Below are 23,014 nucleotides of genomic sequence, written 5' to 3'. Positions count from 1 at the left end.
GGACGGTGAGGGAACCGAGGCTCTACGCTCATGCCACGGTTTCCCGCCACCCGCACGGGGACCGAACCCCACTCGCCGCTAGTACACAGGAGTCACCACAGTGACCGACGTAACCGGCGCGCCTGCCGATGTCCTGCACACCCTGTTCCACTCGGACCAGGGCGGCCATGAGCAGGTCGTGCTCTGCCAGGACCGCGCCAGCGGCCTCAAGGCCGTGATCGCCATCCACTCCACCGCCCTGGGCCCCGCCCTCGGCGGCACGCGCTTCTACCCGTACGCGACCGAGTCCGAGGCCGTCGCGGACGCCCTCAACCTCGCGCGCGGCATGTCGTACAAGAACGCCATGGCCGGGCTCGACCACGGCGGCGGCAAGGCCGTGATCATCGGCCATCCGGAGCGCGACAAGACCGAGGAGCTGCTCCTCGCCTACGGCCGCATGGTCGCCTCCCTCGGCGGCCGCTACGTCACCGCGTGCGACGTCGGCACGTACGTCGCCGACATGGACGTGGTGGCCCGAGAGTGCCGCTGGACCACCGGCCGCTCCCCCGAGAACGGCGGCGCCGGCGACTCCTCCGTGCTCACCGCCTTCGGCGTCTACCAGGGCATGCGCGCCTCCGCCCAGCACCTGTGGGGGGACCCCTCGCTGCGCGGCCGCAAGGTCGGCATCGCCGGCGTCGGCAAGGTCGGCCACCACCTGGTGAAGCACCTGCGGGACGAGGGCGCCGAGGTCGTGATCACGGACGTGCGCGTGGACGCCGTCCAGCGGATCGTCGAGCAGTACCCCGTCGGGGTGACGGCCGTCGCCACCACCGAGGACCTGATCCGGGTCGAGGGACTCGACATCTACGCACCCTGCGCCCTCGGCGGCGCGCTGAACGACGACAGCGTCCCGGTGCTCACCGCCAGGGTGGTCTGCGGCGCGGCCAACAACCAGCTGGCCCACCCGGGCGTGGAGAAGGACCTCGCCGACCGCGGGATCCTCTACGCCCCGGACTACGTGGTGAACGCCGGCGGAGTGATCCAGGTGGCCGACGAGCTGCACGGGTTCGACTTCGACCGGTGCAGGGCGAAGGCGGCGAAGATCTTCGACACCACGCTGGCCATATTCGCTCGTGCGAAGGAAGACGGCATTCCGCCGGCCGCGGCGGCCGACCGGATCGCCGAGCAGCGGATGGCCGACGCCCGCGCGACCCTCGTCGCGCACTGACCGATCGCACACATGAGCGGTACCCGTCGGCGGGAACTTCGAGAGAACTCTCACTCCCACCGGCGGGTCGTTCCCCGATAAGTGGTTAAAATCGCCACTGACCAGCGAGGACAGGGCGCCTCGAAGGTCCTGGGCAGACGCGCGTGCTGCGGGCGACGTACCGTATGGGCGCGGGCTCAGGTACCGTGGAAGCCCTACGGACCGGCCTCTCTCTGAGAGTCCGTTCCAGATCATGAACGCGTGTCAGACTCTGGGGCCGTCGAGCCCCGTCGTTGAGGGGGTCGAGCCATGGGGCGCGGCCGGGCCAAGGCCAAGCAGACGAAGGTCGCCCGCCAGCTGAAGTACAACAGCGGCGGGACGGACCTGTCACGCCTGGCCGAGGAGCTGGGCGCATCGACGTCGAACCAGTCGCCGAACGGCGACCGCTTCACGGACGATGAGCATGACGACGACGACCTGTACTCCCGCTACGCCGACCTCTATGAGGACGACGACGAGGACGAGGACGAAGGTCCCGCACAGCACCGTCGAGGCGCTTGACCTTGCACTGAGCACCAGTCCGGTCGGTGGCACAGCCACCGACCGGCTCTTGTGCTGTCCGCGAGGTCAGACCGCGTAGTCCCCCACCAGCTCCGCGCCGGTCGTCTTCTCGCCCCGCTCGGTGATCTCACCGGCGACCCAGGCGTCGACGCCCCGGTCGGCCAGCGTCGCGAGGGCGACCTCCGCGGACTCCTCCGGGACGATCGCGATCATGCCGACGCCCATGTTGAGGGTCTTCTCCAGCTCCAGGCGCTCCACGTTCCCGGTCGTCCCGACCAGGTCGAAGATCACGCCCGGGGTCCAGGTGGAGCGGTCGACCACGGCGTGCAGCCCGTCCGGGATGACGCGGGCCAGGTTCGCGGCGAGCCCGCCACCGGTGATGTGGCTGAAGGCGTGCACCTCGGCCGTGCGGGTGAGCGCCAGGCAGTCCAGCGAGTAGATCTTCGTGGGCTCCAGCAGCTCCTCGCCGAGGGTGCGGCCCAGCTCGGCCACCTCCGACTCCAGGGCCAGACCCGCCCTGTTCAGCAGGACGTGGCGGACCAGGGAGTACCCGTTCGAGTGGAGCCCGGAGGACGCCATGGCGATCACGGTGTCACCCGTGCGGATGCGATCCGCGCCGAGCAGCCGGTCGGCCTCCACGACGCCCGTACCGGCGCCGGCGACGTCGAAGTCGTCCTCGCCCAGCAGTCCGGGGTGTTCGGCCGTCTCACCGCCCACCAGGGCGCACCCGGCCAGCACACAGCCCTCCGCGATGCCCTTGACGATGGCCGCGACACGCTCGGGGTGCACCTTGCCGACGCAGATGTAGTCGGTCATGAACAGCGGCTCGGCGCCGCACACCACGATGTCGTCCATGACCATGGCGACCAGGTCGTGGCCGATGGTGTCGTAGACGCCCATCCGGCGCGCGATGTCGACCTTCGTGCCGACGCCGTCCGTGGCGGAGGCGAGCAGCGGGCGCTCGTAGCGCTTGAGCGCGGAGGCGTCGAAGAGCCCGGCGAAGCCGCCGAGGCCGCCCAGGACCTCGGGGCGCTGCGTCTTCTTCACCCACTCCTTCATGAGCTCTACGGCGCGGTCTCCCGCTTCGATGTCGACGCCCGCGGCTGCGTAGCTGGCACCAGTCGTCTCAGACATGGGGTGAGAACCTTCGTGTCGTACGGCAGAACTTACGGGCGGCGGATCGCGTCGGTCGCCGCGGTCGCGGCCGGACCGGCCGCCAGCTCGGTCTCCAGCAGCTGCTTGCCGAGCAGCTCCGGGTCCGGCAGCTCCATCGGGTACTCGCCGTCGAAGCAGGCGCGGCACAGGTTCGGCTTGGCGATCGTGGTCGCCTCGATCATGCCGTCGATGGAGATGTAGGCCAGGGAGTCGGCGCCGAGGCTCGTGCCGATCTCCTCGATGGTCATGCCGTTGGCGATCAGCTCCGCGCGGGTGGCGAAGTCGATGCCGAAGAAGCAGGGCCACTTCACGGGCGGGGAGGAGATCCGGATGTGGACCTCGGCGGCGCCGGCCTCGCGGAGCATACGGACCAGGGCCCGCTGGGTGTTGCCGCGCACGATCGAGTCGTCGACGACGACCAGGCGCTTGCCCTTGATGACTTCCTTCAGCGGGTTCAGCTTCAGCCGGATGCCCAGCTGGCGGATGGTCTGCGAGGGCTGGATGAACGTACGGCCCACGTACGCGTTCTTCACGAGACCCGCACCGAAGGGGATGCCGGAGGCCTCCGCGTAGCCGATGGCGGCCGGGGTGCCGGATTCCGGGGTCGCTATGACCAGATCGGCCTCTACGGGGGCTTCCTTGGCCAGCCGGCGGCCCATCTCCACGCGGGAGAGGTAGACGTTCCGGCCGGCGATGTCGGTGTCCGGGCGGGCCAGGTACACGTACTCGAAGACACAGCCCTTGGGCTTCGCTTCCGCGAATCGGGAGCTGCGCAGGCCGTTCTCGTCGACGGCGACGAACTCGCCCGGCTCGATCTCGCGGACGAAGCTGGCGCCGGTGATGTCCAGCGCGGCGGTCTCGGAGGCGACCACCCAGCCGCGCTCCAGCCGGCCGAGGACCAGCGGGCGGATGCCCTGCGGGTCACGGGCGGCGTAGAGGGTGTGCTCGTCCATGAAGACGAGGGAGAAGGCGCCCCTGACCTTCGGGAGGACCGCGTGGGCGGCCTCCTCGATGGTCAGCGGCTTGCCGTCCTCGTCGACCTGGGCGGCCAGCAGGGCCGTCAGCAGGTCGGTGTCGTTGGTGGCCGCGACCCGGGTGGAGCGGCTGTTGTTGTCGTTGGGCAGGTCGGCGACCATCTCGGCGAGCTGCGCCGTGTTGACCAGGTTGCCGTTGTGGCCGAGCGCGATCGAACCGTGCGCCGTGGCACGGAACGTCGGCTGGGCGTTCTCCCACACGGAGGCGCCGGTGGTCGAGTAGCGGGCGTGTCCGACCGCGATGTGACCCTGGAGCGAACCGAGCGAGGTCTCGTCGAAGACCTGGGAGACCAGGCCCATGTCCTTGAAGACGAGGATCTGGGAGCCGTTGCTGACCGCGATTCCCGCGGATTCCTGACCCCGGTGCTGGAGGGCGTAGAGCCCGAAGTACGTGAGCTTTGCGACCTCTTCACCCGGAGCCCAGACGCCGAAGACGCCGCAAGCGTCCTGGGGGCCCTTCTCGCCGGGAAGCAGATCGTGATTGAGTCGACCGTCACCACGTGGCACGCAACCGAGTGTAGGCGAGGTCGACCACTGGTCCGAATTGGGGATGCGCGCCCATAACGGTCCGACCGGTCCGGATCACCTTGGGGGATTTGGCGTTTGCCCTGCTCAGGCCCGTTCTTCACCGGTGGCCGAGGGCTCCCGGCGGGCCGTACGGGCCGGTCACGGGCGTCTTCGCCGGCTTCCCGAGTGAGGTGTCGCACATCATCCGGAGGCGGTCCGGCTGAGGTGGACGCGGTCGCCGTCGCCGTCGGTGAGCGTCGCCTTGCCGTCGTCCGCCTTGGCGGTGAGCGTGCCGGTGGTGAGGATGCGCGCGAGGGCGCGTTCGAAGTCCATGCGCTCCTCGCCGCAGGCCATCCTGGTCGTGCGCAGGTCGCCGAGGGTGATGCGGTCCCCGCGCACGGTGGCGCGGGCGCTGAAGTGGTTGCACCCCAGGTTGCCGCCCGCCTTGCCGTCCTCGTCGATGCGCAGACGGGCGGTGGCGGGGGCGTGCCGGGTGGCGGCGCCGACGGTGATGCCGTCGACCCGCCAGTCGATCCCGGTCACCGGCTGCTGGACGCTCACCGCTCCACTCTCCGCCTTCTCGCCGCCACAGGCCACCGTGAACGGGAGAAGCACGGCGGCCACCGCCAGGGTCACGCGCTGCTTGTACCGGTTCATGGTGGTTCGACGTACCCGGGCGGCCCCCGGTTCCGGCTACGCCATGACCGGCAGCAGCCCCCCGATGTCCGCGCGCTCCCCGCTCGCGCTGACCTGGGCGGCGGCCAGCGCGTCGGCCCAGGCCGTGCGGCCGGTGGCGAGCCGGATCCAGGTCAGCGGGTCGGTCTCCACGACGTTGGGCGGGGTGCCCCGGGTGTGCCGGGGGCCCTCGACGCACTGCACGACCGCGAACGGCGGCACCCGCACCTCGGTGGTGCCGCCGGGCGCCTTCACCGCGAGGGCGTCGGCGAGCAGCCGGGTGGCGGCGGCCAGGGCCTGCCGGTCGTACGGCACTTCGAGACCGGGGACGGCGGCGTTCAGGTCGTCGGTGTGGACGACGAGTTCGACGGCGCGGGTGACGAGGTAGTCGTCCAGCGGCAGGGCGCCCGCGCTGGTGTCCAGCAGCCGGCTGCCGGGGTGCTCGGCCAGCAGGGCGCGCAGGCTCCGGTCGACGTCGGCGAGGTGGGCGCCGGGGTCCGGGTGGGCGGCGGCGAGACCCCGGGTGTAGTCGGCGATGGCACCGGCGCGCGACCCGGTGGAGAACGCCCACTCGACCACGGTGACGGTCTGCCGGGGCGGGGCGGGCCGCTCCAGGGCCCGCTGGACGGCGGTGACGGCCATGCCGATGTGCGCGAGCAGGTCCCGTACGGTCCAGGCGTCGAGCCGGGTGGGCCGGCCGAGCTGGTCGGGGCCGAGGGCGCGGACGGCGTCCCGCACGTGGGTGAGCTGGGCGAGGACCGCCGTACGGGTCTTGGCGGAGTCGTAGGTCCTGGTGCGTTTCCTGGCCGTGGGCATGGCGGTGACCCTAGTCATGGGCGCGGCTCCGGCGCGATTCAGGGGCGCAGCTTCACCGCGAACGAGTAGAGACGGGTGATCTGGTCGTCGCTGTCGTTGTCGTCGGAGACCAGGTACAGCGGGTGCCAGCCTTTGTAGTGACCGGATGTCCAGGGGGCGCCGAGGGCCATGCCCTCGACGTTGTCGAGGAGCGGGTACCGGGCGGACGAGGCCGGGGCGGTGACCTGGCCACGGCCGCCCACGGGGCAGGTGGCCAGGTCGACGACCAGTTCGTCGGCGGCGAAGATCTTCGGCGGCTGGTGCCACAGGGAGGTCAGTCCGGTGACGTTCTGGGCGTGGGCGAGGGAGAGCTGGACGATCCGGATCTCCGAGCCCAGTCCCGCGGTGTACTGGCGTTCCAGCGCGAGGAGGTTGCCGTCGTCGTCGATGGCGTTGAGCTCGGACAGGTACATGCCGTCGTCGGCCATGAACGCGTACTGCCCGTCCGGGGTGTAGGCGCCGCCGGCCGTTCCGGTGTAGCGCTGGATGCGGATGATGCCCCGGCCGCGCTGGTCGCCGTCCTTCGCCAGGGGTGCCTCCCAGCCGGCGTACAGATGGCGGCCGTCCGGGGAGACGGCCAGTGACTCGATGCTGCGGCCGGTCTGCGCGGCGCCCTCGGGCCAGAAGCGCAGTTCCTTCGGGATGGGGAGGTCCTTGCCGATCTGCCGGCCGGTGGCGATATCGAAGCGGCGGATCGCCGGGCCGGTCTCGGAGGCGATCAGCATGGTCTTGCCGCTCTTCTCGATGACCATGCCCTCGCCGTCGTACCAGTCGCCGTCGATCGGGAACTTCGTGCCGTCGGCGCGGCGGAGCGGCACCGACGTGGCGGGGACGGGGTCCAGCTCGAAGGGGGATCCGAGGTCGAGCGGCCAGACCCGGCCCGGGGAGTTGTCGGCGAGGGCCAGCGCCCTGACGTCCTTGCCCTGCGAGACCAGGGCCAGGGCGGACAGGCCCGCGATCTTCTCGTAGTAGACGTTCTTCTTGTCCAGGGCGTCGGAGTGGTCGAGGAGCACCGCGCGGGGTGCCGCCGGGTCGGACGGCGAGGGGACCGCGCAGGGACCGGCGGCGGCCGCCGGGTGGTTGTCGTGCCACCAGTCGACGAGGGGCGGGACGCCCAGGCCGAGGGCGAGACCCAGGACGCCGGCCGTCAGCGACAGGACCGGGGTGCGGACGCGCTGCCAGCGGGTGGGCTCGGGCGGCGGCTCGTACCGGGACCAGCGGGACCGTACGGCGGCGTTGTGGACGAAGCCGAGGGCGCCGACGCCGTTGCTGTCCTGGTCCTGCGGCTTCTGCGGCACCTCGGGCCTGTGGGTGCGGATGCGCTTCTTGACCTCCAGGAAGAGGTCGTGCAGGCCCAGCATCTCCGGGCCGCCCGGTAACCCCTCGCGCATGACGCCGACCAGGGCGCCGGTGAACAGGGTGCAGCGCTTGGGGTCGGGGGCGTGCGAGGGCCGGTCGCGCGGCCCGGACGTCATGACGTAGGAGCCCTCGACGTCCTCCAGCGTCGACACGGCCATCTCGACGACGTGCCGGTGGCCGTCCGTCATCTCGGTCAGCACCTGCCCGCTGTAGCAGCAGTCCAGGATCAGGACCCGGCGCAGCGCGGAGCCGGTGTCGCGGATGGCACGGCGGACGTCGCCGGCCCGGACACAGGTGTCCGGCTGGTCCTCCACCGAGTCGGGCAGGGTGAGCAGCAGCTGCTGTTCCTGGCGGTCCTTGAGGCCGTGACCGGCGTAGTAGACGATCAGGGTGTCCTGGGCGAGCGCGGCGGCCTCCCGGATCGGGCGGACCAGCTCGGCCGGTGAGGTGGGGTTGGAGACCGTACGGATCCGCCGGCCGTCGTCGGGGATGCCCCAGATGTCCGGTTCGGTGAGTACGGCCCGGAGTTCCGTGAGGTTGAGCCTGACGCTGCGCAGCGGGTCCAGGTGAGCGTAGTCGTCCACGCCGATCAGGACGCAGGCGGAGCGGTCCGGGTCGATCCGGCCGGGGTTCTCGGCCGTCCCGGGGTGTGGGGCGTCGCTCACCGCGGCTCCCCGTCCGCGTCGTCCCCGTCCTGCCCGAAGCCGCGCAGCAGTTCGGCCACCCGGTCGGGGTCGGCCCCGGTGATGTCGATGGTGACACGGGCCCGTGGCCGGACGCTCTGCCGCCAGGCCAGGTACGACAGTTGGAGCTGCCCCAGGCCGCTGACGGCGGACAGCACCGCGAGGACCAGGTCGACACCCGGGCCCATCCGCCCGGTGCCCGCGCCGGTTTCGGCGACCCGGGTCACCCGGACCTGGCCGCGCAGCGCGCGGTCCGCCGCCAGCCAGTCGTACAGGGACAGCAGTTCTTCCTCGCGGGCGGCTCCGGCCGCCTCGAACCTGATCTCCATCCGGCCGCTCCCCCGGGCTCACTCACGGATGTCGCCTACTGCCCAACTCCCCCACAGGCACAGGTGGGTCGGCAAGCCACATTTTCCCCGCGCCGCGCGCGGTCACGCCTGTGGCCGAAGAGACTTCCCGAACCTTCACCGCCGACCCGCCGGGCATGGAGAGGGGACCACGCCCGGTGAACGGGAAAGCCCCCGCCGGGACGTGGGTCCGGGCGGGGGCTTCGGCGTGCCGTACGGGCCGTGGCCCCTCGACGCGCTACGCCAGCAGCGCGGGGATCGTGCCTTCGTGGGCCTCGCGCAGCTCGGCGAGGGGGAGGGTGAACTCGCCCTGCACCTCGACCGCGTCGCCGTCCACGACACCGATACGGGTGGCCGGCAGGCCGCGCGCACCGCACATGTCGTTGAAGCGGACCTCCTCCGAGCGCGGCACGGCGACGATCGCGCGGCCGGCCGACTCGGAGAACAGGAAGGTGAAGGCGTCCAGGCCGTCGGGTACGACCAGACGCGCGCCCTTGCCGCCGAGCAGCGCGGACTCCACCACGGCCTGCACCAGACCGCCGTCGGACAGGTCGTGCGCGGAGTCGATCATGCCGTCGCGGGAGGCGGAGATCAGGATCTCGGCCAGCAGGCGCTCGCGCTCCAGGTCCACCTGCGGGGGCAGACCGCCCAGGTGGTCGTGGATCACCTGGGACCAGGCCGAGCCGCCGAACTCCTCCCGGGTGTCGCCGAGGAGGTAGATCAGCTGGCCCTCCTCCTGGAAGGCGACCGGGGTGCGGCGGGCGACGTCGTCGATCACGCCGAGCACGGCCACCACCGGGGTCGGGTGGATGGCGGCCTCGCCGGTCTGGTTGTAGAGCGAGACGTTGCCGCCGGTCACCGGGGTGCCGAGCTGCAGGCAGCCGTCGGCGAGACCGCGCACGGCCTCCGCGAACTGCCACATCACCGCCGGGTCCTCGGGCGAGCCGAAGTTCAGGCAGTCCGAGACCGCGAGGGGCCTGGCGCCGGTGGTGGCCACGTTGCGGTAGGCCTCCGCCAGCGCCAGCTGGGCGCCCGTGTACGGGTCCAGCTTGGCGTAACGGCCGTTGCCGTCGGTCGCGATGGCGACGCCGAGACCGGTCTCCTCGTCCACGCGGATCATGCCGGAGTCCTCCGGCTGGGCGAGGACGGTGTTGCCCTGCACGAAGTGGTCGTACTGGGAGGTGATCCACTTCTTGGAGGCCTGGTTCGGCGAACCGACCAGCGCGAGGACCTGCGCCTTCAGCTCCTCGCCCGTCTCCGGGCGGGGCAGCTTGTTCGCGTCGTCGGCCTGGAGGGCGTCCTGCCACTCGGGGCGCGCGTAGGGGCGCTCGTAGACCGGGCCCTCGTGCGCGACCGTGCGCGGGTTGACGTCGACGATCTTCTCGCCGTGCCAGAAGATCTCCAGCCGGTCGCCGTCGGTGACCTCACCGATGACGGTGGCGATGACGTCCCACTTCTCGCAGATCTCCAGGAAGCGGTCGACCTTGTCCGGCTCCACGACGGCGCACATGCGCTCCTGCGACTCGCTCATGAGGATCTCCTCGGGCGAGAGCGTGGAGTCGCGCAGCGGGACGTCGTCCAGGGTGACGCGCATGCCGCCGGAGCCGTTGGAGGCCAGCTCGGAGGTGGCGCAGGACAGACCGGCCGCGCCGAGGTCCTGGATGCCGACGACCAGCTTCTCCCGGAACGCCTCCAGGGTGCACTCGATGAGCAGCTTCTCCTGGAAGGGGTCGCCGACCTGCACGGCGGGCCGCTTCGAGGGCTTGGCGTCGTCGAAGGTCTCGGAGGCGAGGATCGACGCGCCGCCGATGCCGTCGCCGCCGGTCCGGGCGCCGTAGAGGATGACCTTGTTGCCCGCGCCGGAGGCCTTCGCGAGGTGGATGTCCTCGTGCCGCATCACACCGATGGCACCGGCGTTGACCAGCGGGTTGCCCTGGTAGCAGGCGTCGAAGACGACCTCGCCGCCGATGTTGGGCAGGCCCAGGCAGTTGCCGTAGCCGCCGATGCCCGCGACCACGCCGGGCAGGACGCGCTTGGTGTCGGGGTGGTCCGCGGCACCGAAGCGGAGCGGGTCGACGACCGCGACCGGGCGGGCGCCCATCGCGATGATGTCGCGGACGATGCCGCCGACACCCGTGGCCGCGCCCTGGTAGGGCTCGACGTACGACGGGTGGTTGTGCGACTCGACCTTGAAGGTGACGGCGTAGCCCTGGCCGACGTCCACCACGCCGGCGTTCTCGCCGATGCCGACGAGCAGCGCGTCGCTCTGCGGCGCCTTCTCGCCGAACTGGCGCAGGTGGACCTTGGAGGACTTGTACGAGCAGTGCTCGGACCACATGACCGAGTACATGGCGAGTTCGGCGCCGGTGGGGCGGCGGCCGAGGATCTCCACCACCCGCTCGTACTCGTCCTTCTTCAGGCCGAGTTCGGCCCAGGGCAGCTCGACGTCGGGGGTCGCGGCCGCGTGCTCGACCGTGTCCAGAGGCGTCCGGCTCATGCGCCCACCAGCTTCTTGAGGATCGAGGTGAAGAACGGGAGCCCGTCGGTACGGCCGGTACCGATCAGCGGCTCGACGGCGTGCTCGGGGTGCGGCATGAGGCCGACGACGTTGCCCGCCTCGTTGGTGATGCCGGCGATGTCGTTGAGCGAGCCGTTCGGGTTGAAGTCCAGGTAGCGGAAGGCGACGCGGCCCTCCGCCTCCAGCTTGTCGAGCGTGTACGCGTCGGCGACGTACCGGCCGTCCATGTTCTTCAGCGGGATGTGGATCTCCTGGCCGGCGCGGTAGTCGGCGGTCCAGGAGGTCTCCGCGTTCTCCACCCGCAGCTTCTGGTCGCGGCAGATGAAGTGGAGGTGGTCGTTGCCGAGCATGGCGCCCGGGAGGAGGTGGGCCTCGGTGAGGATCTGGAAGCCGTTGCAGATGCCGAGGACCGGCAGTCCGGCCTTGGCCTGCTCGACGAGCGGCTCCATCACCGGCGAGAAGCGGGCGATGGCGCCGGCCCGCAGGTAGTCGCCGTAGGAGAAACCGCCGCACAGCACGACGGCGTCGACCTGCTTGAGGTCCTTGTCCTTGTGCCACAGGGCGACCGGTTCCGCCCCGGCGATACGGATCGCGCGCCGGGTGTCGCGGTCGTCCAGGCTCCCCGGGAAAGTGACGACGCCAATACGAGCGGTCACTTGGCCGCCTCCGCGACTTCGTCGACCCTGACCGTGAAGTCCTCGATCACGGTGTTGGCGAGGAAGGATTCCGCAAGATCGCGGATGCGGGCGAGCGCGGCCTCGTCGACCGGCCCGTCAACTTCCAGTTCGAAACGCTTTCCCTGACGTACGTCCGAGATCCCTTCGAAACCCAGGCGCGGCAGCGCACGCTGGACCGCCTGGCCCTGGGGGTCGAGGATCTCCGGCTTGAGCATGACGTCGACTACGACGCGTGCCACTGGCACTCCCGGTGTGTGGTGCTGAGCAGGTTCCTTCAGACTACCCGCACAAAATTTCTACGCGGGTAGAGTTGGAGGAAAGTACGTGAGGCGCATCACGATCGGGTGTCGAAGCCACCCACCCGCGAAAAGTTCTGGGAAAGTTCCACAGTCCGTCCGCGGCACCTATTGCACCCGGACGCGCGGACGGATTTAGTCGGGCTTCACTTTGCATTGCCGGGCACTGTACAAATGAATTGGCAATAGCCGATACTCGGCACGTCGTCGGCGTTGAGCTGTAACGACGTGCTGCACGAAGGGACCGATTATTCGTGGCGCAAAAGGTCGTGGTCACTCTCTTTGACGACATCGACGGCTCGGAAGCGGCGGAGACGATCGCCTTCGGACTCGACGGCAAGTCGTACGAGATCGACCTGAACGAAAGCAACGCCGAGAAACTCCGCGAGGCGCTCGCCCCCTACGTCGAGGCCGGCCGCAAGCGGTCGCGGTCCGGCAAGGCGTACAAGCAGACGGAGGTCGCCCCCGACCCGGCGGCCGTCCGCGCCTGGGCCCAGGCCAACAAGATGGACGTCCCCGCCCGCGGGCGCATCCCGAAGAAGGTCTACGAGGCGTTCAGCGCCGCGCAGTGAGCCCGCGAAGGGGCGAGTCCCCAGGGTCCGTCAGAGAGCCCTGGGGACCGTGCACTTGGGGCATTCGGGACCTCGGGAGGAGCCGACTTGCGCTACCCCCCTGCTGATCAGCTAATGTCTGGGACACGCCGAGGGGCGAGGCCGACGGGCCGGATCCCGAGGACCGTGCGGGTGTAGTTCAGTAGTAGAACATCCCCCTTCCAGGGGGAAGGCGCAGTGTGCGATTCCTGTCACCCGCTCTGCACCGCCGACACGACCACGCTTGTGGATCAGGTAGGCTGGTGCTCGCACCGATCGGTGGGAGCCGATCGGCAGCAGTGCGGACGTAGCTCAGTTGGTAGAGCGCAACCTTGCCAAGGTTGAGGTCGCGAGTTCGAGCCTCGTCGTCCGCTCGGGATGAGACCCCGGTCCACCGGACCGGGGTCTTTTCGTGTACCCGGTGGGGCACCTCTGACATGTGTCATGCCGAACCGTGACACCGCGCACTGCCGGCCGGCGCGGCCCGCCGGGACGCTGGTGTCATGGACATCGACGGACACGAGCACGTGATCGAGGTCACCGACCTCAGGCGTGTCTACGGGGGCGGGTTCGAGGCGGTACGCGGAATCAGCTTCTCCGTGGCGCGCGGGGAGATCTTCGCCCTGCTGGGCACCAACGGAGCCGGAAAGACCTCCACGGTCGAACTGCTGGAAGGGCTCGCCGCGCCGGCCGCCGGCCGGGTCCGGGTGCTCGGCCACGACCCCTACCGTGAGCGGGCCGCCGTACGGCCCCGCACCGGCGTCATGCTCCAGGAAGGCGGCTTCCCCGCCGAGCTGACCGTGGCGGAGACCGCGCGGATGTGGGCCGGCTGCACGAACGGCGCCCGGCCGGAAGCGGAGGTGCTGGAGCTGGTCGGGCTCGCGGGCAAGCGGGGCGTACGGGTCAAGCAGCTGTCCGGCGGGGAGCGCAGGCGCCTGGACCTGGCGCTCGCCCTGCTCGGCGACCCGGAGGTGCTGTTCCTCGACGAGCCGACGACCGGTCTCGACGCCGAGGGCCGCCGGGACACCTGGGAACTGGTGCGCCGGCTGCGCGACGCGGACACCACCGTGCTGCTCACCACGCACTACCTGGAGGAGGCCGAGGGTCTCGCCGACCGGCTCGCCATCCTGCACGAGGGCCGCATCGCCGCCTGCGGCACTCCGGCCGAGGTCACCGCCGGCCGCCCCTCGCGCATGTCCTTCGAACTGCCCGAGGGCTACTTCCCCGGCGACCTGCCGCCCCTGGCCGAGCTCGGCGTCTGCGGGCACGAGAGCGAGGGCCGGGTCGTACGACTGCGCACCCGCGAACTCCAGCGGACCGCCACCGCCGTCCTCGTCTGGGCCGAGCGGGCCGGTGTCGAGCTGCGCGGCCTGGACGTGCGGTCCGCCTCGCTGGAGGAGGCGTTCCTCGGGATCGCCCGGGACGAGGAGGCGGCGGCATGAGCGGCACGACCCCGCACACCCCGGCACCCTCCGTACGGCGGCTGCGGGCGCTGGCGCGGGCCGAGCTGGCCCTCCTCGGCCGCAACCGCGGGGTCGTCCTCACCGCGCTCGTCGTACCGCTCGCGCTGCCGTTCAGCGTGCGCCCGGCCCTCGACCAGCTGGACCTGCACAAGCTGGGCATCAGCGTCGGCACGGCCATGCTCACGGCCGCCATCGGCTTCTCCTTCCTCTTCGCCGTCTACACCTCGCTCGTCAACGCCTACGTCGCCCGCCGCGAGGAACTCGTCCTCAAACGGCTGCGCACCGGCGAACTCACCGACACCGAGATCCTCGCCGGCACCGCCCTGCCCGCCGTCGCCCTGGGCCTGGCACAGGCACTGGTGCTGGGCGTCGGCTGCGCGGTCCTGCTGGACGCCGGGGCGCCCAGGGCGCCCTACCTGACCCTGCTGGGGCTGGTGGCCGGACTGGTCCTGAGCGCCGCGCTCGCCGCCCTCACCGCGTCCGTCACCCGGACCGTGGAGAGCGGTCAGGTCACCGCGCTCCCGCTGGTGTTCGTGTCGATGACCGGCTCCGGGATCGCGTTCCCCACCGAGGCCATGCCCAAGAGGCTCGCCTCCGTCTGCGAGCTGCTCCCGCTGTCCCCCGCGATCCGGCTCGTGCGGGCGGGCTGGACCGGCGGGGCGAGCGCGTACGAGGTGCTCGGCGCGCTCGCGACCGCGCTGGCCTGGACCGTGGTGGCGGTGTTTGCTGTACGGCGGTGGTTCCGGTGGGAACCCCGGCGCTGAGGGACGGGGGACGCGCGTGGTGGGGCGGATACGGCGGTGGCAGCAACGGCACTGGCGGGAGCGCAGCAAGGCGGAGCGGGTCGAGCTGTACACGGTCGTCACCTGGTACGGCACGACCTGGTTCTTCTCGCTCGGCTGGCTGCTGCTCCCCCTGGTCGGCGGGCTCGGCCACCGGCCCGTGGCCCTCGTCCTCGGCGCCCTGATCGTCCTGGTGACGGCCCTGCAGTGCGCGGCCTCGAACCGGCTGACCCGGCCCGCGCTCGACCACTACCTGGGGCGCGCCCGGCTGCCGGCCGGGGCCCACGGCGTCCCGGCCGTCCTGCTGGGGCTGGTGCTGGCACTGCTCGTGGCCCTGGCCGCGCTGGACGCGGCCGACCAGGCGACGGTCCGGCTGGCGATCGGCGCCGCCCTGCTGCCGTTCGGCGTGGTCTACGGACTCACCGTCCCGGTACGGGTGTTCCTGCGGTCGGCGGCCCTGCTCGCGGTGCTGCTCATGGGGGCCGTCGGGCTCGCCGACCCCGACGGCGCCGGGATCCTCGTGACCGGTGTGATGGTCGCCTTCCAGACGGTGTTCTCGCTGCTCGCCTGCCGCTGCGGCGCCTGGACCCTGGCCGTGCTGTGGGAGGCGGAACGGGCCCGCGAGGTGGAGGCCCGGCTCGCCGTCGCCGAGGAGCGGCTGCGGTTCGGGCGCGACCTGCACGACGTGCTGGGGCGGAACCTTTCCGTGATCTCCCTGAAGAGCGAACTGGCGGTGCAACTGGCCCGGCGGGGGCGGCCGGAGGCCGTGGAGCAGATGATCGAGGTGCAGCGCATCGCCCAGGAGTCCCAGCGGGAGGTGCGGGCCGTCGTCCGCGGCTACCGCGAGGCCGACCTCGGTGTGGAACTCGCCGGTGCGCAGGGCGTGCTGACGGCGGCGGGGATCGACTGCGAGGTCCGCGCGGAGACCGGCGGGCTGCCCGCGGAGGTGCAGTCCGCGCTCGGCTGGGTGGTGCGCGAGGCCACCACCAACGTGCTGCGGCACGGCGACGCCGGCCACTGCGCGGTGGGACTGACGGTGCGCGAGGGGCTGGCGGTGCTGACGGTGGAGAACGACGGCGCCGTGGCGGCCGACGGTGGCGGCGGATCGGGACTGGCCGGACTGCGGGAACGGCTGGCCGCCGTGGGCGGGACGTTGGAGGCCGGATTCGCCGGAGCCGGCCGGGACCGGTTCCGGTTGGTGGCGGAAGTGCCCCTGGGCTCTGCGGAGTCCGTGACCGATGTGAGAGGAGTCGCCCGGTGAGCGCACCGGTACGCCTGTTGCTCGCCGACGACGAGCACCTGATCCGGGGCGCGCTGGCCGCCCTGCTCTCCCTGGAGGACGATCTGCTGGTCGTCGCGGAGGCGGCGAGCGGGCCCGAGGCGCTGGCCATGGCCCGGGCGCACCAGCCCGACGTCGCGATCCTGGACCTCCAGATGCCCGGCACCGACGGTGTGAGCGTCGCCACATCCCTGCGTGCCGAACTGCCCGGCTGCCAGGTGCTCATCGTCACCGGGCACGGCCGGCCCGGGCATCTGAAACGCGCACTGGCCGCCGGTGTGCGCGGGTTCGTCCCGAAGACCGTCAGCGCCCGGCGGCTCGCCGAGATCATCCGCACCGTGCACGCCGGGAACCGCTACGTGGACCCGGAGTTGGCCGCCGACGCGATCTCCGCCGGGGACTCGCCGCTGACCGCGCGCGAGGCCGAGGTGCTGGAGCTCGCCACCGACGGGGCGCCGGTCGCGGAGATAGCCGAGCGGGCCGGGCTGTCACCGGGAACCGTGCGGAACTACCTCTCCTCGGCGGTCACGAAGCTCGGCGCCGAGAACCGTCACACGGCAGTGCGTCTCGCACGCGAGCGAGGTTGGGTATAGTTGCTCTCGCGCCACGGCGCAACGCGGACGTAGCTCAGTTGGTAGAGCGCAACCTTGCCAAGGTTGAGGTCGCGAGTTCGAGCCTCGTCGTCCGCTCGGGATGAGACCCCGGTCCACTGGACCGGGGTCTTCTTCATGCCCTACGACCAGCTGGTGCCCGTCAGCCGCTCGTACGCCTCCACGTACTTCCGCCGGGTCGACGCCACGACCTCCTCCGGCAGGGCCGGCGGGGGCTGCTCGCTCCTGCGGTCCCAGCCGGACTCCGGCGAGGTCAGCCAGTCCCGCACGAACTGCTTGTCGTACGACGGCTGCGCGCGGCCCGGCTGCCACTGGTCGGCCGGCCAGAAGCGGGAGGAGTCCGGGGTGAGGACCTCGTCGGCGAGGACGAGGGTGTCACCCTCGAAGCCGAACTCGAACTTCGTGTCGGCCAGGATGATCCCCCGGTCGCGGGCGATGTCCCGGGCGCGCGAGTACACCGCGAGCGTGGCCTGGCGCAGCTGGGCGGCGGTCTCGGCGCCGACCTGGCGGGCCACCTCCTCGTAGGAGACGTTCTCGTCGTGCTCGCCGACCTCGGCCTTGGTGGCCGGGGTGAAGATCGGGGCGGGGAGTTCCGAGCCGTCGACGAGGCCTTCGGGGAGGGCGAGGCCGCAGACCGTACGGGACTGCTGGTACTCGGCGAGGCCGGAGCCGGTGAGGTAGCCACGGGCCACGCACTCCACCGGGACCATCTTCAGGGACTTGCAGACCAGCGTGCGGCCCGCCCAGTCGGCCGGGGCGCCCTCGGGCACCTCGGTGCTGACGACGTGGTTCCTGGCGAGGTCGCGGAGCTGGTCGAACCACCACAGGGAGAGCTGGGTGAGGACACGGCCCTTGTCGGGGATCTCCGTGGGCAGCACCCAGTCGTAGGCGGAGATGCGGTCACTGGCGACCATCACGAGGTCGCCCGCCTCGTTCTGGTACAGGTCCCGCACCTTCCCGGTGTGCAGGTGCACCAGGCCCGGAACCTCGATCGGCTCGGGCTTTTCTACGAATCCGGACACGGTTCCTCCCCGTGGTTCTGTCCAATGCCTCGATTCTCCCGTATGGGGGTGATAGGGCGCGCCCGGGGGTGCGGGTCCGGGCGCCGGGACCGGGGAGCGCGGTGTCAGTCGCGTTTGCAGATGCGGTCCAGCAGGTTCGCCGTGGCGCGCTGGACCCGGGTGTCCACGTGGCCGGGACGGTCCAGGGCCGGGGACCAGGCGAAGGTGCCGGAGGCGAACACCCAGGCACCGGACGGGGCGCGGTAGAGCGATGTCTCCTGGTGGCGCGGGACGCCGTCGTTGTCGGTGTAGGGGGAGTGGGCGAGGAGGATGCGCTCGTCGTGCTCGGGCAGTGGGGTGCGCGGGAAGTAACGGTCCGCCTCACCGGCGACCAGACCCGGGATCTCGTCGCCCTCGTGGGCGCCGGTCGCCTCCCACAGCCAGTGGCCGGCGTTGCGGACGATCAGCGGATGCGGCTCGGGGACCCGGCCCGCGTACTGGATGCCGACCAGCTGCTGCTCGGGCCGGTCGATCTCCCGCCACAGCACGGGGCGTCCGGGACCTTTGCGTTTGCGGCAGGTCAACAGCCGGTCGGGGACACCGGACGGGGACGGGCCCAGCTCCACCTGCCAGTACATGGTGTTGGCGGAGAGGAAGACCAGCGAGGTGCCACGGTCGCGGGCGTCCTCGACGGCCCGGCGCATCGGCACCGACCAGTACTCGTCGTGGCCCGGGAAGACCAGGCCCCGGTAGCGGGTGGGGTCGATCCGGCCGGCGTGCAGGTCACGGGCCTCGGCGTAGGCGAGGTCGTAGCCGTAGCGCTCGGCCCAGCGGATGAAGTCGTAGGCGTGGCCGACGTGCAGGGGCAGGCCGGCGCCGGCGTACGGCCGGTCGAAGGAGACGGTGGTCGCGGCGTCGGCCTCCCCCAGCAGCCGGCCCTTCTCGTCCCAGGCGTGGTAGAGGCTGGCGCCGGTGTGGCCGTCCTCCGGATAGAGGTTGTACGCCTGCCAGGTGATGTCCGGCAGCAGCAGCAGGAGGTCGGCGGGGTGGTCGTCGCGGACCGTGAACGGCACGTGGGAGCGGTAGCCGTCGGCGGTGGTCAGGACGGCCACGTAGGCGCCGATGCTCCAGTAGGAGGGCACCTGGAGGCGCCAGGACAGCCACCAGTGGTGACAGGAGACCGTGCGATCGGCGGCCAGCGGCGGGGGCTGGACGATACCGGAGAGGCGGGGGCTGGTGGTGATCTTGGACGCGCCGTCGCCGCTGTAGTGGCCGATGCGGTAGATGTCCACGCTGAACTGCTGCGGCGGGTCGACCGTGACGTGGAAGTCGATCGCCTCGCCGGGCGCGACCGCGCCGTTCGAGGTGAAGCCCTTGATCTGGCGGTGCACATCGTCCGCGGAGCGGGGGCCGGACCCGGACGCGCGCGGCGCCGGGACGCGTGCGCGGTCGCCGCCGGTGAGCTGCTGCGGGCTGGGGTCGACGTACCACGGCACGACGTGGCCGGTGTCGTCGAAGTACGTCTCACTGCCGCGCAGCCAGGGCACCGGGCCCTGACCGAAGGGGTCCGTGACGGCGTGCGCGAGTGCTCCGGACTCCCAGCGGCGGATGTGGTCCGAGGCCATGGTCGCTCCCCTCCCTCATCAGGCCCCCGTGCCTGTCTCGCCGGTGCTCACTGGTCTCGCTGTGCTCGGTGTGCTCGGCCGTACTGTCGTATGTCGCGTGCCCTTGCCAAAGGCGTGGTCGGTCCCAGCACATCACATAACGCACGGGGACGGTCACTAGTCGTTGTGAATTGACCTGAACTGGAAGTCGCTTTTCCGGTACGGGGGCGGCTCGGGCGGACCGGCTCACCGTCCGGTCAGACGAGGCGTACGGGCTTCTCGGGGCGTATGCCGGACGCGGCCAGCCAGTCGCGCAGGGGACCCGGGTCCCCCTCCTCGATGAGGGTGAGGACCTTGGGCGCCAGGTCGGCGGCCCGCTCACCGCCCAGCAGCAGGGAGGGGCCGTCCAGCCAGTCCAGGGCGGGGACGGCGCCGGCGGTGTCCACGGCCGCGCAGCACACCATCGCCGTGACGTGCTCGGCGAGCAGTTCGCGGGCGGTGCGCTGGGGTTGCAGCGGGAAGGGGGGCAGCCCGCAGGCGAAGTCGTCCCACTCGGCACTCTCGGGCGTCCGCCGTCCCCCGGCGTCTCCGTCCACCACGGCGGCCTCCTCCCGGGCCAGTTCGGCGCTCAGCCCGGCGGCGAGAGCGGCACTGCGCTCGGTGGTGGGGTCCTCCTCTTCCCCGGGTTCCCCGAAGGGGAGCGGGGGCCCGGGCTCCGGAGTGACGGGGGCGGTGTCGGCATGGCCGGCGGCCCGGGGACCGGAGGGGCCGGGGACCGAGGCGCGCGTGGCACCGGGAGTGGAGCCGTCGGCTCCGGAAGCACCGGCCGCGGTGGCCGGGGCGTCCGCAGCCCCTGTACCGGCGGCGTCAGCCCCGGAAGCCATCGCGTCGGCCGCCGTGGAAGGGCCGCCGGACCCGGCATACGGGGCGCCCGCCTCCGGGTCGTCGTCCACCGTGCCCCAGACCTCGCCGTCGGCCGTGGCGGTGAGGTGGTCCAGGACCCGGGCCAGGGTGGGGCCGCCGGGGTCGGGGGTTTCGGGGTCCAGGGAGGGGCGGACGCCCAGCGTGTCCAGGACGCGGTGCAGACGGGCGGCTTCGGCGCGCCAGGTGCGGTCCACGACCTCCTCCGGGTACGCCTGCCAGTCCACCGGCGCCCAGTCGGGGCCCGGCTCGGCGGGACCCCCGTGGAAGAGCCGGGCGGCGAGGAGGGAGGTGGCCTCGTCGACCACGCCGGGCTCCTCCAGGAGATCGCACGCGGGCCGTTCGCCGAGCCGGGAGGCGAAGCCCTCGGCGAGCCGGTCCCGGCGGGCCAGCTCGGTGAGCGCCGCCACCACCCCCGCGTCGAGCCGGGACGGCCAGCGCCCCATGCGCCAGGCCGGCAACGCCACCCTGGTCAGCAGCCGGTCCCAGCCGGCGTACGCGAGACCGACCTGTTCCTGGGCGACGATCCGCAGGCCGTAGTCCACCGTCTGGGCGCGCTCGGCGGCCGCCGCCGCCACCCCGCGCTCCATCTGGGTGGCGTGTTCCCGGCAGCCGCGCAGCAGCAGCCGGGCCACCCAGCCGAGGGCGGCGCACACCCCGCGGGTCAGCGGACCGCGGCCGCTGTCCGAGGCGACGGCCACGGCCGCGTCCAGCCCGCGCACGAAGCGGCGGGCGGCGGCTATGTCCGGGTGCGCCGAGGGCCCCGTACCGGCGATGACCGGGGCGAGGACCGCGCGCAGCTCACCCACGCGCATCCACCACAGGAACGGGGAGCCGATGACGAGGACCGGTGCGACCGGGGTCCGGCGACGGCCGGGGTCCGCTATCTCGTCGGGCGCCGGACGCGGGGGCGGCCCGTGGGCCGAATGGGCCCGGTCCTCCAGCCAGCTGTCGCAGTCCGGGGTGAGCGCTATGGCCGAGGGCACCGGCACGTCCAGCCGGTCCGCGAGGTCGCGCACCATCCGGTACAGGTCGGGGGCGGACCCCTCCGGGATCGGCACCGTGGGACTCATGGCGGGGCGGGCCCGGGCCACGACCACCGCGATACCGGCCGCGGCCAGCAGGACCAGCGCCGCGAGCACGCCGACGACCCAGCGGGCGGCGTCCCAGCCCGGGCCGACGAGACGGCCGGTGGAGACGCCGGTCAGCAGGATCACCTCGGTGCCCGCGGGCAGCAGTGCCACGGCCAGCGCCCGGCCCCGGACCCGCAGCACGGCGACGGCCCGGGAGCGCGCGGCCTGCGCGCCCGCCTCCACACCGATTCCGCTCACGTGCCGATCTCGCCCCCTCCCTGGCGATCGCGTGCTGCCCTGGTCTTGCTCACTCCCCCACTGTGGCACCCGCCACTGACATCGCAATGCCGGTGGGCCAAGTGCCGGAACGCTTGCGCGGCACCCTAGTTGGGGCCCCGGCCCCCGTCAGCCATATGGGCGATTGCTCACTCGATGGAATGGCTTTGGTCAGAGCTGGGTGACAGAAAGCAAAGATGAGGCCCCGGATCGCCTCCGGGGCCTCAAGGGGGTGCGAGGGGCGGTACGAGGGAGCCGTACCGGCGTGGTCACGCCTGTGTCCGCGCCTCCTGGGCGGCCTTCGCCGCGATGTCGGTGCGGTGCTGCGAGCCGTCGAGCCGGATCCGGTCCACCGCCCGGTACGCCCGCTCGCGCGCCTCGGACAGGTCCTGGCCGGTGGCCGTGACGGACAGCACGCGTCCGCCCGCGCTGACGACCGCGTCGCCGTCCCGCTTCGTGCCGGCGTGCAGCACGTACGCGTGCGGGGCGTCCTCGGCGGCCACCTCGTCCAGACCGGTGATCGGGTCGCCGGTGCGCGGGGTGCCCGGGTAGTTGTGCGAGGCGACGACGACGGTGACGGCCGCGTCCTCGCTCCAGCGCAGCGGCGGGAGGTCGGCGAGGTTGCCGGTGGCGGCGGCCATCAGGACACCGGCCAGCGGGGTCCGCAGCCGGGCCAGCACGACCTGGGTCTCCGGGTCGCCGAAGCGGGCGTTGAACTCGATGACCCGGACCCCGCGCGAGGTGATCGCGAGACCGGCGTAGAGCAGCCCGGAGAACGGCGTGCCCCGGCGGCGCATCTCGTCCACGGTCGGCTGGAGCACCGTCTCCAGCACCTCGTCGACCAGCTTCGGGTCGGCCCACGGCAGCGGCGAGTACGCGCCCATGCCGCCCGTGTTCGGGCCCTCGTCGCCGTCCAGGGCACGCTTGAAGTCCTGGGCGGGCTGGAGCGGCACGACCGTCTCGCCGTCGGTGACGGCGAACAGGGACACCTCGGGGCCGTCGAGGAACTCCTCGATCACCACGCGCTCGCACCCGGCCGCGTGCGCCCTGGCGGCCTCGACGTCGGGGGTGACGACGACGCCCTTGCCGGCGGCGAGACCGTCGTCCTTGACGACGTAGGGGGCACCGAAGGCGTCGAGGGCCTCGGCGACCTCCTCGGCGGTGGTGCAGACGTAGGACCGGGCGGTCGGCACGCCGGCCGCCGCCATGACGTCCTTGGCGAAGGCCTTGGACCCCTCCAGCTGCGCGGCCTCCCCGGAGGGGCCGAAGACCGGGATGCCCGCGGCGCGGACGGCGTCGGCGACACCGGCGACCAGCGGGGCCTCCGGGCCGACGACGACCAGGTCGGCACCGAGGCCGGTGGCCAGCGCGGTCACCGCGGCACCGTCGAGCGCGTCGACCTGGTGCAGCTCGGCGACCTCGGCGATGCCGGCGTTGCCGGGGGCGCAGTGCAGCGCGGTGACGTCGGGGTCGAGGGACAGGGAGCGGCACAGGGCGTGTTCGCGGGCGCCGCTGCCGATGACGAGGACCTTCACGGGGTCAGCCTAATGGCAAGGTCGCC

General features: G+C 72.1%; 20 protein-coding genes and 3 tRNA genes. 10 read left to right on the top strand and 13 right to left on the bottom strand.

Translation table 11 applies throughout. The features are described from left to right. The first annotated feature begins 100 nt into the window (after positions 1-100). A complete protein-coding gene (locus AB0946_RS33880; protein WP_366764508.1) occupies positions 101-1,207 on the top strand; it encodes a Glu/Leu/Phe/Val dehydrogenase dimerization domain-containing protein in 1,107 nt (368 codons plus the stop codon). A gap of 288 nt (positions 1,208-1,495) precedes the next feature. Next, the gene (locus AB0946_RS33875; RefSeq protein WP_030656912.1) at positions 1,496-1,747 is read left to right on the top strand and encodes a DUF3073 domain-containing protein; all 252 of its coding nucleotides are present in this window, start codon (positions 1,496-1,498) and stop codon (positions 1,745-1,747) included. Between the two features lie 66 nt (positions 1,748-1,813). Here AB0946_RS33875 and purM read toward each other — a convergent pair whose 3' ends face one another. The 9 genes from purM to purS form a co-directional block, all read right to left on the bottom strand. After that, entirely contained in the window at positions 1,814-2,881 is a 1,068-nt protein-coding gene (gene purM, locus AB0946_RS33870; protein ID WP_366764507.1) for a phosphoribosylformylglycinamidine cyclo-ligase, read from the bottom strand. A gap of 32 nt (positions 2,882-2,913) precedes the next feature. Next, the gene (gene purF / locus AB0946_RS33865; protein WP_366764505.1) at positions 2,914-4,443 is read right to left on the bottom strand and encodes an amidophosphoribosyltransferase; all 1,530 of its coding nucleotides are present in this window, start codon (positions 4,441-4,443) and stop codon (positions 2,914-2,916) included. 201 nt (positions 4,444-4,644) lie between these two features. After that, positions 4,645-5,100 (bottom strand): META domain-containing protein, encoded by a 456-nt coding sequence (locus tag AB0946_RS33860; protein WP_366764504.1) that lies wholly within the window; start codon positions 5,098-5,100, stop codon positions 4,645-4,647. 36 nt (positions 5,101-5,136) lie between these two features. Beyond that, positions 5,137-5,934, bottom strand: coding sequence for a sterol carrier family protein (locus tag AB0946_RS33855; protein WP_366764503.1), 798 nt, complete (start codon positions 5,932-5,934; stop codon positions 5,137-5,139). Positions 5,935-5,972: 38 nt separating this feature from the next. Then, entirely contained in the window at positions 5,973-7,997 is a 2,025-nt protein-coding gene (locus AB0946_RS33850; protein ID WP_366764502.1) for an esterase-like activity of phytase family protein, read from the bottom strand. Beyond that, positions 7,994-8,344, bottom strand: coding sequence for a hypothetical protein (locus AB0946_RS33845; RefSeq protein WP_366764501.1), 351 nt, complete (start codon positions 8,342-8,344; stop codon positions 7,994-7,996). Before AB0946_RS33845 ends, AB0946_RS33850 begins: the two co-directional genes overlap by 4 nt. Positions 8,345-8,600: 256 nt before the next feature. After that, complete coding sequence (gene purL / locus AB0946_RS33840) at positions 8,601-10,859, bottom strand: phosphoribosylformylglycinamidine synthase subunit PurL (RefSeq protein ID WP_366764500.1); 2,259 nt, start codon at positions 10,857-10,859, stop codon at positions 8,601-8,603. After that, positions 10,856-11,536 (bottom strand): phosphoribosylformylglycinamidine synthase subunit PurQ, encoded by a 681-nt coding sequence (purQ, locus tag AB0946_RS33835; protein ID WP_171154909.1) that lies wholly within the window; start codon positions 11,534-11,536, stop codon positions 10,856-10,858. Before purQ ends, purL begins: the two co-directional genes overlap by 4 nt. Further along, entirely contained in the window at positions 11,533-11,796 is a 264-nt protein-coding gene (purS, locus tag AB0946_RS33830; protein ID WP_014673609.1) for a phosphoribosylformylglycinamidine synthase subunit PurS, read from the bottom strand. Before purS ends, purQ begins: the two co-directional genes overlap by 4 nt. Before the next feature lie 311 nt (positions 11,797-12,107). Between purS and AB0946_RS33825 the strand changes: the two genes are divergently transcribed. The 8 genes from AB0946_RS33825 (at position 12,108) to AB0946_RS33790 (ending at position 16,656) form a co-directional block, all read left to right on the top strand. Further along, positions 12,108-12,425: an Lsr2 family protein gene (locus AB0946_RS33825; RefSeq protein WP_171154906.1), complete on the top strand. Its 318-nt coding sequence runs from the start codon at positions 12,108-12,110 to the stop codon at positions 12,423-12,425. 167 nt (positions 12,426-12,592) lie between these two features. After that, positions 12,593-12,664, top strand: a tRNA-Gly gene (locus tag AB0946_RS33820). A gap of 80 nt (positions 12,665-12,744) precedes the next feature. Further along, positions 12,745-12,817, top strand: a tRNA-Gly gene (locus tag AB0946_RS33815). A gap of 129 nt (positions 12,818-12,946) precedes the next feature. Then, positions 12,947-13,885 (top strand): ABC transporter ATP-binding protein, encoded by a 939-nt coding sequence (locus AB0946_RS33810; protein WP_366764499.1) that lies wholly within the window; start codon positions 12,947-12,949, stop codon positions 13,883-13,885. Next, complete coding sequence (locus AB0946_RS33805; RefSeq protein ID WP_366764498.1) at positions 13,882-14,670, top strand: ABC transporter permease; 789 nt, start codon at positions 13,882-13,884, stop codon at positions 14,668-14,670. The genes AB0946_RS33810 and AB0946_RS33805 overlap by 4 nt, the downstream gene beginning before the upstream one ends. 16 nt (positions 14,671-14,686) lie before the next feature. After that, entirely contained in the window at positions 14,687-15,949 is a 1,263-nt protein-coding gene (locus AB0946_RS33800; RefSeq protein ID WP_366764497.1) for a histidine kinase, read from the top strand. After that, complete coding sequence (locus AB0946_RS33795; protein ID WP_366764496.1) at positions 15,946-16,560, top strand: response regulator transcription factor; 615 nt, start codon at positions 15,946-15,948, stop codon at positions 16,558-16,560. The genes AB0946_RS33800 and AB0946_RS33795 overlap by 4 nt, the downstream gene beginning before the upstream one ends. 23 nt (positions 16,561-16,583) lie before the next feature. Next, a tRNA-Gly gene (locus AB0946_RS33790) sits at positions 16,584-16,656 on the top strand. A 44-nt stretch (positions 16,657-16,700) separates the two neighbouring features. Here the strand turns inward: AB0946_RS33790 and AB0946_RS33785 are convergent. The 4 genes from AB0946_RS33785 to purD all read right to left on the bottom strand — a co-directional run bounded on the left by AB0946_RS33785 (position 16,701) and on the right by purD (position 22,988). Next, positions 16,701-17,600, bottom strand: a complete 900-nt coding sequence (locus AB0946_RS33785; RefSeq protein ID WP_366764495.1) for a phosphoribosylaminoimidazolesuccinocarboxamide synthase — start codon at positions 17,598-17,600, stop codon at positions 16,701-16,703. Between the two features lie 104 nt (positions 17,601-17,704). Continuing rightward, entirely contained in the window at positions 17,705-19,204 is a 1,500-nt protein-coding gene (locus AB0946_RS33780) for a N,N-dimethylformamidase beta subunit family domain-containing protein (RefSeq protein ID WP_366764494.1), read from the bottom strand. Positions 19,205-19,440: 236 nt separating this feature from the next. Then, positions 19,441-21,435 carry a hypothetical protein gene (locus tag AB0946_RS33775; protein WP_366764493.1) on the bottom strand — a complete coding sequence of 665 codons (1,995 nt, stop codon included), beginning with the start codon at positions 21,433-21,435 and terminating at the stop codon, positions 19,441-19,443. Between the two features lie 287 nt (positions 21,436-21,722). After that, positions 21,723-22,988 (bottom strand): phosphoribosylamine--glycine ligase, encoded by a 1,266-nt coding sequence (gene purD / locus AB0946_RS33770; RefSeq protein WP_366764492.1) that lies wholly within the window; start codon positions 22,986-22,988, stop codon positions 21,723-21,725. Between the last annotated feature and the right edge of the window lie 26 nt (positions 22,989-23,014).

It is taken from the genome of Streptomyces sp. NPDC046870 (assembly GCF_040704595.1).
GTDB lineage: Bacteria > Actinomycetota > Actinomycetes > Streptomycetales > Streptomycetaceae > Streptomyces > Streptomyces argyrophylli.
The sequence above is the reverse complement of the archived record's forward strand: the minus strand, read 5'-3'. Positions and strand labels throughout refer to the sequence as shown.

Excerpts from the sequence above, each read along its gene's own strand:
- AB0946_RS33875 (WP_030656912.1), top strand. The coding sequence starts at position 1,496 with ATGGGGCGCGGCCGGGCCAAGGCCAAGCAGACGAAGGTCGCCCGCCAG.
- purM (WP_366764507.1), bottom strand. The coding sequence starts at position 2,881 with ATGTCTGAGACGACTGGTGCCAGCTACGCAGCCGCGGGCGTCGACATC.
- AB0946_RS33860 (WP_366764504.1), bottom strand. The coding sequence starts at position 5,100 with ATGAACCGGTACAAGCAGCGCGTGACCCTGGCGGTGGCCGCCGTGCTT.
- AB0946_RS33855 (WP_366764503.1), bottom strand. The coding sequence starts at position 5,934 with ATGCCCACGGCCAGGAAACGCACCAGGACCTACGACTCCGCCAAGACC.
- AB0946_RS33845 (WP_366764501.1), bottom strand. The coding sequence starts at position 8,344 with ATGGAGATCAGGTTCGAGGCGGCCGGAGCCGCCCGCGAGGAAGAACTG.
- purL (WP_366764500.1), bottom strand. The coding sequence starts at position 10,859 with ATGAGCCGGACGCCTCTGGACACGGTCGAGCACGCGGCCGCGACCCCC.
- AB0946_RS33810 (WP_366764499.1), top strand. The coding sequence starts at position 12,947 with ATGGACATCGACGGACACGAGCACGTGATCGAGGTCACCGACCTCAGG.
- AB0946_RS33805 (WP_366764498.1), top strand. The coding sequence starts at position 13,882 with ATGAGCGGCACGACCCCGCACACCCCGGCACCCTCCGTACGGCGGCTG.
- AB0946_RS33780 (WP_366764494.1), bottom strand. The coding sequence starts at position 19,204 with ATGGCCTCGGACCACATCCGCCGCTGGGAGTCCGGAGCACTCGCGCAC.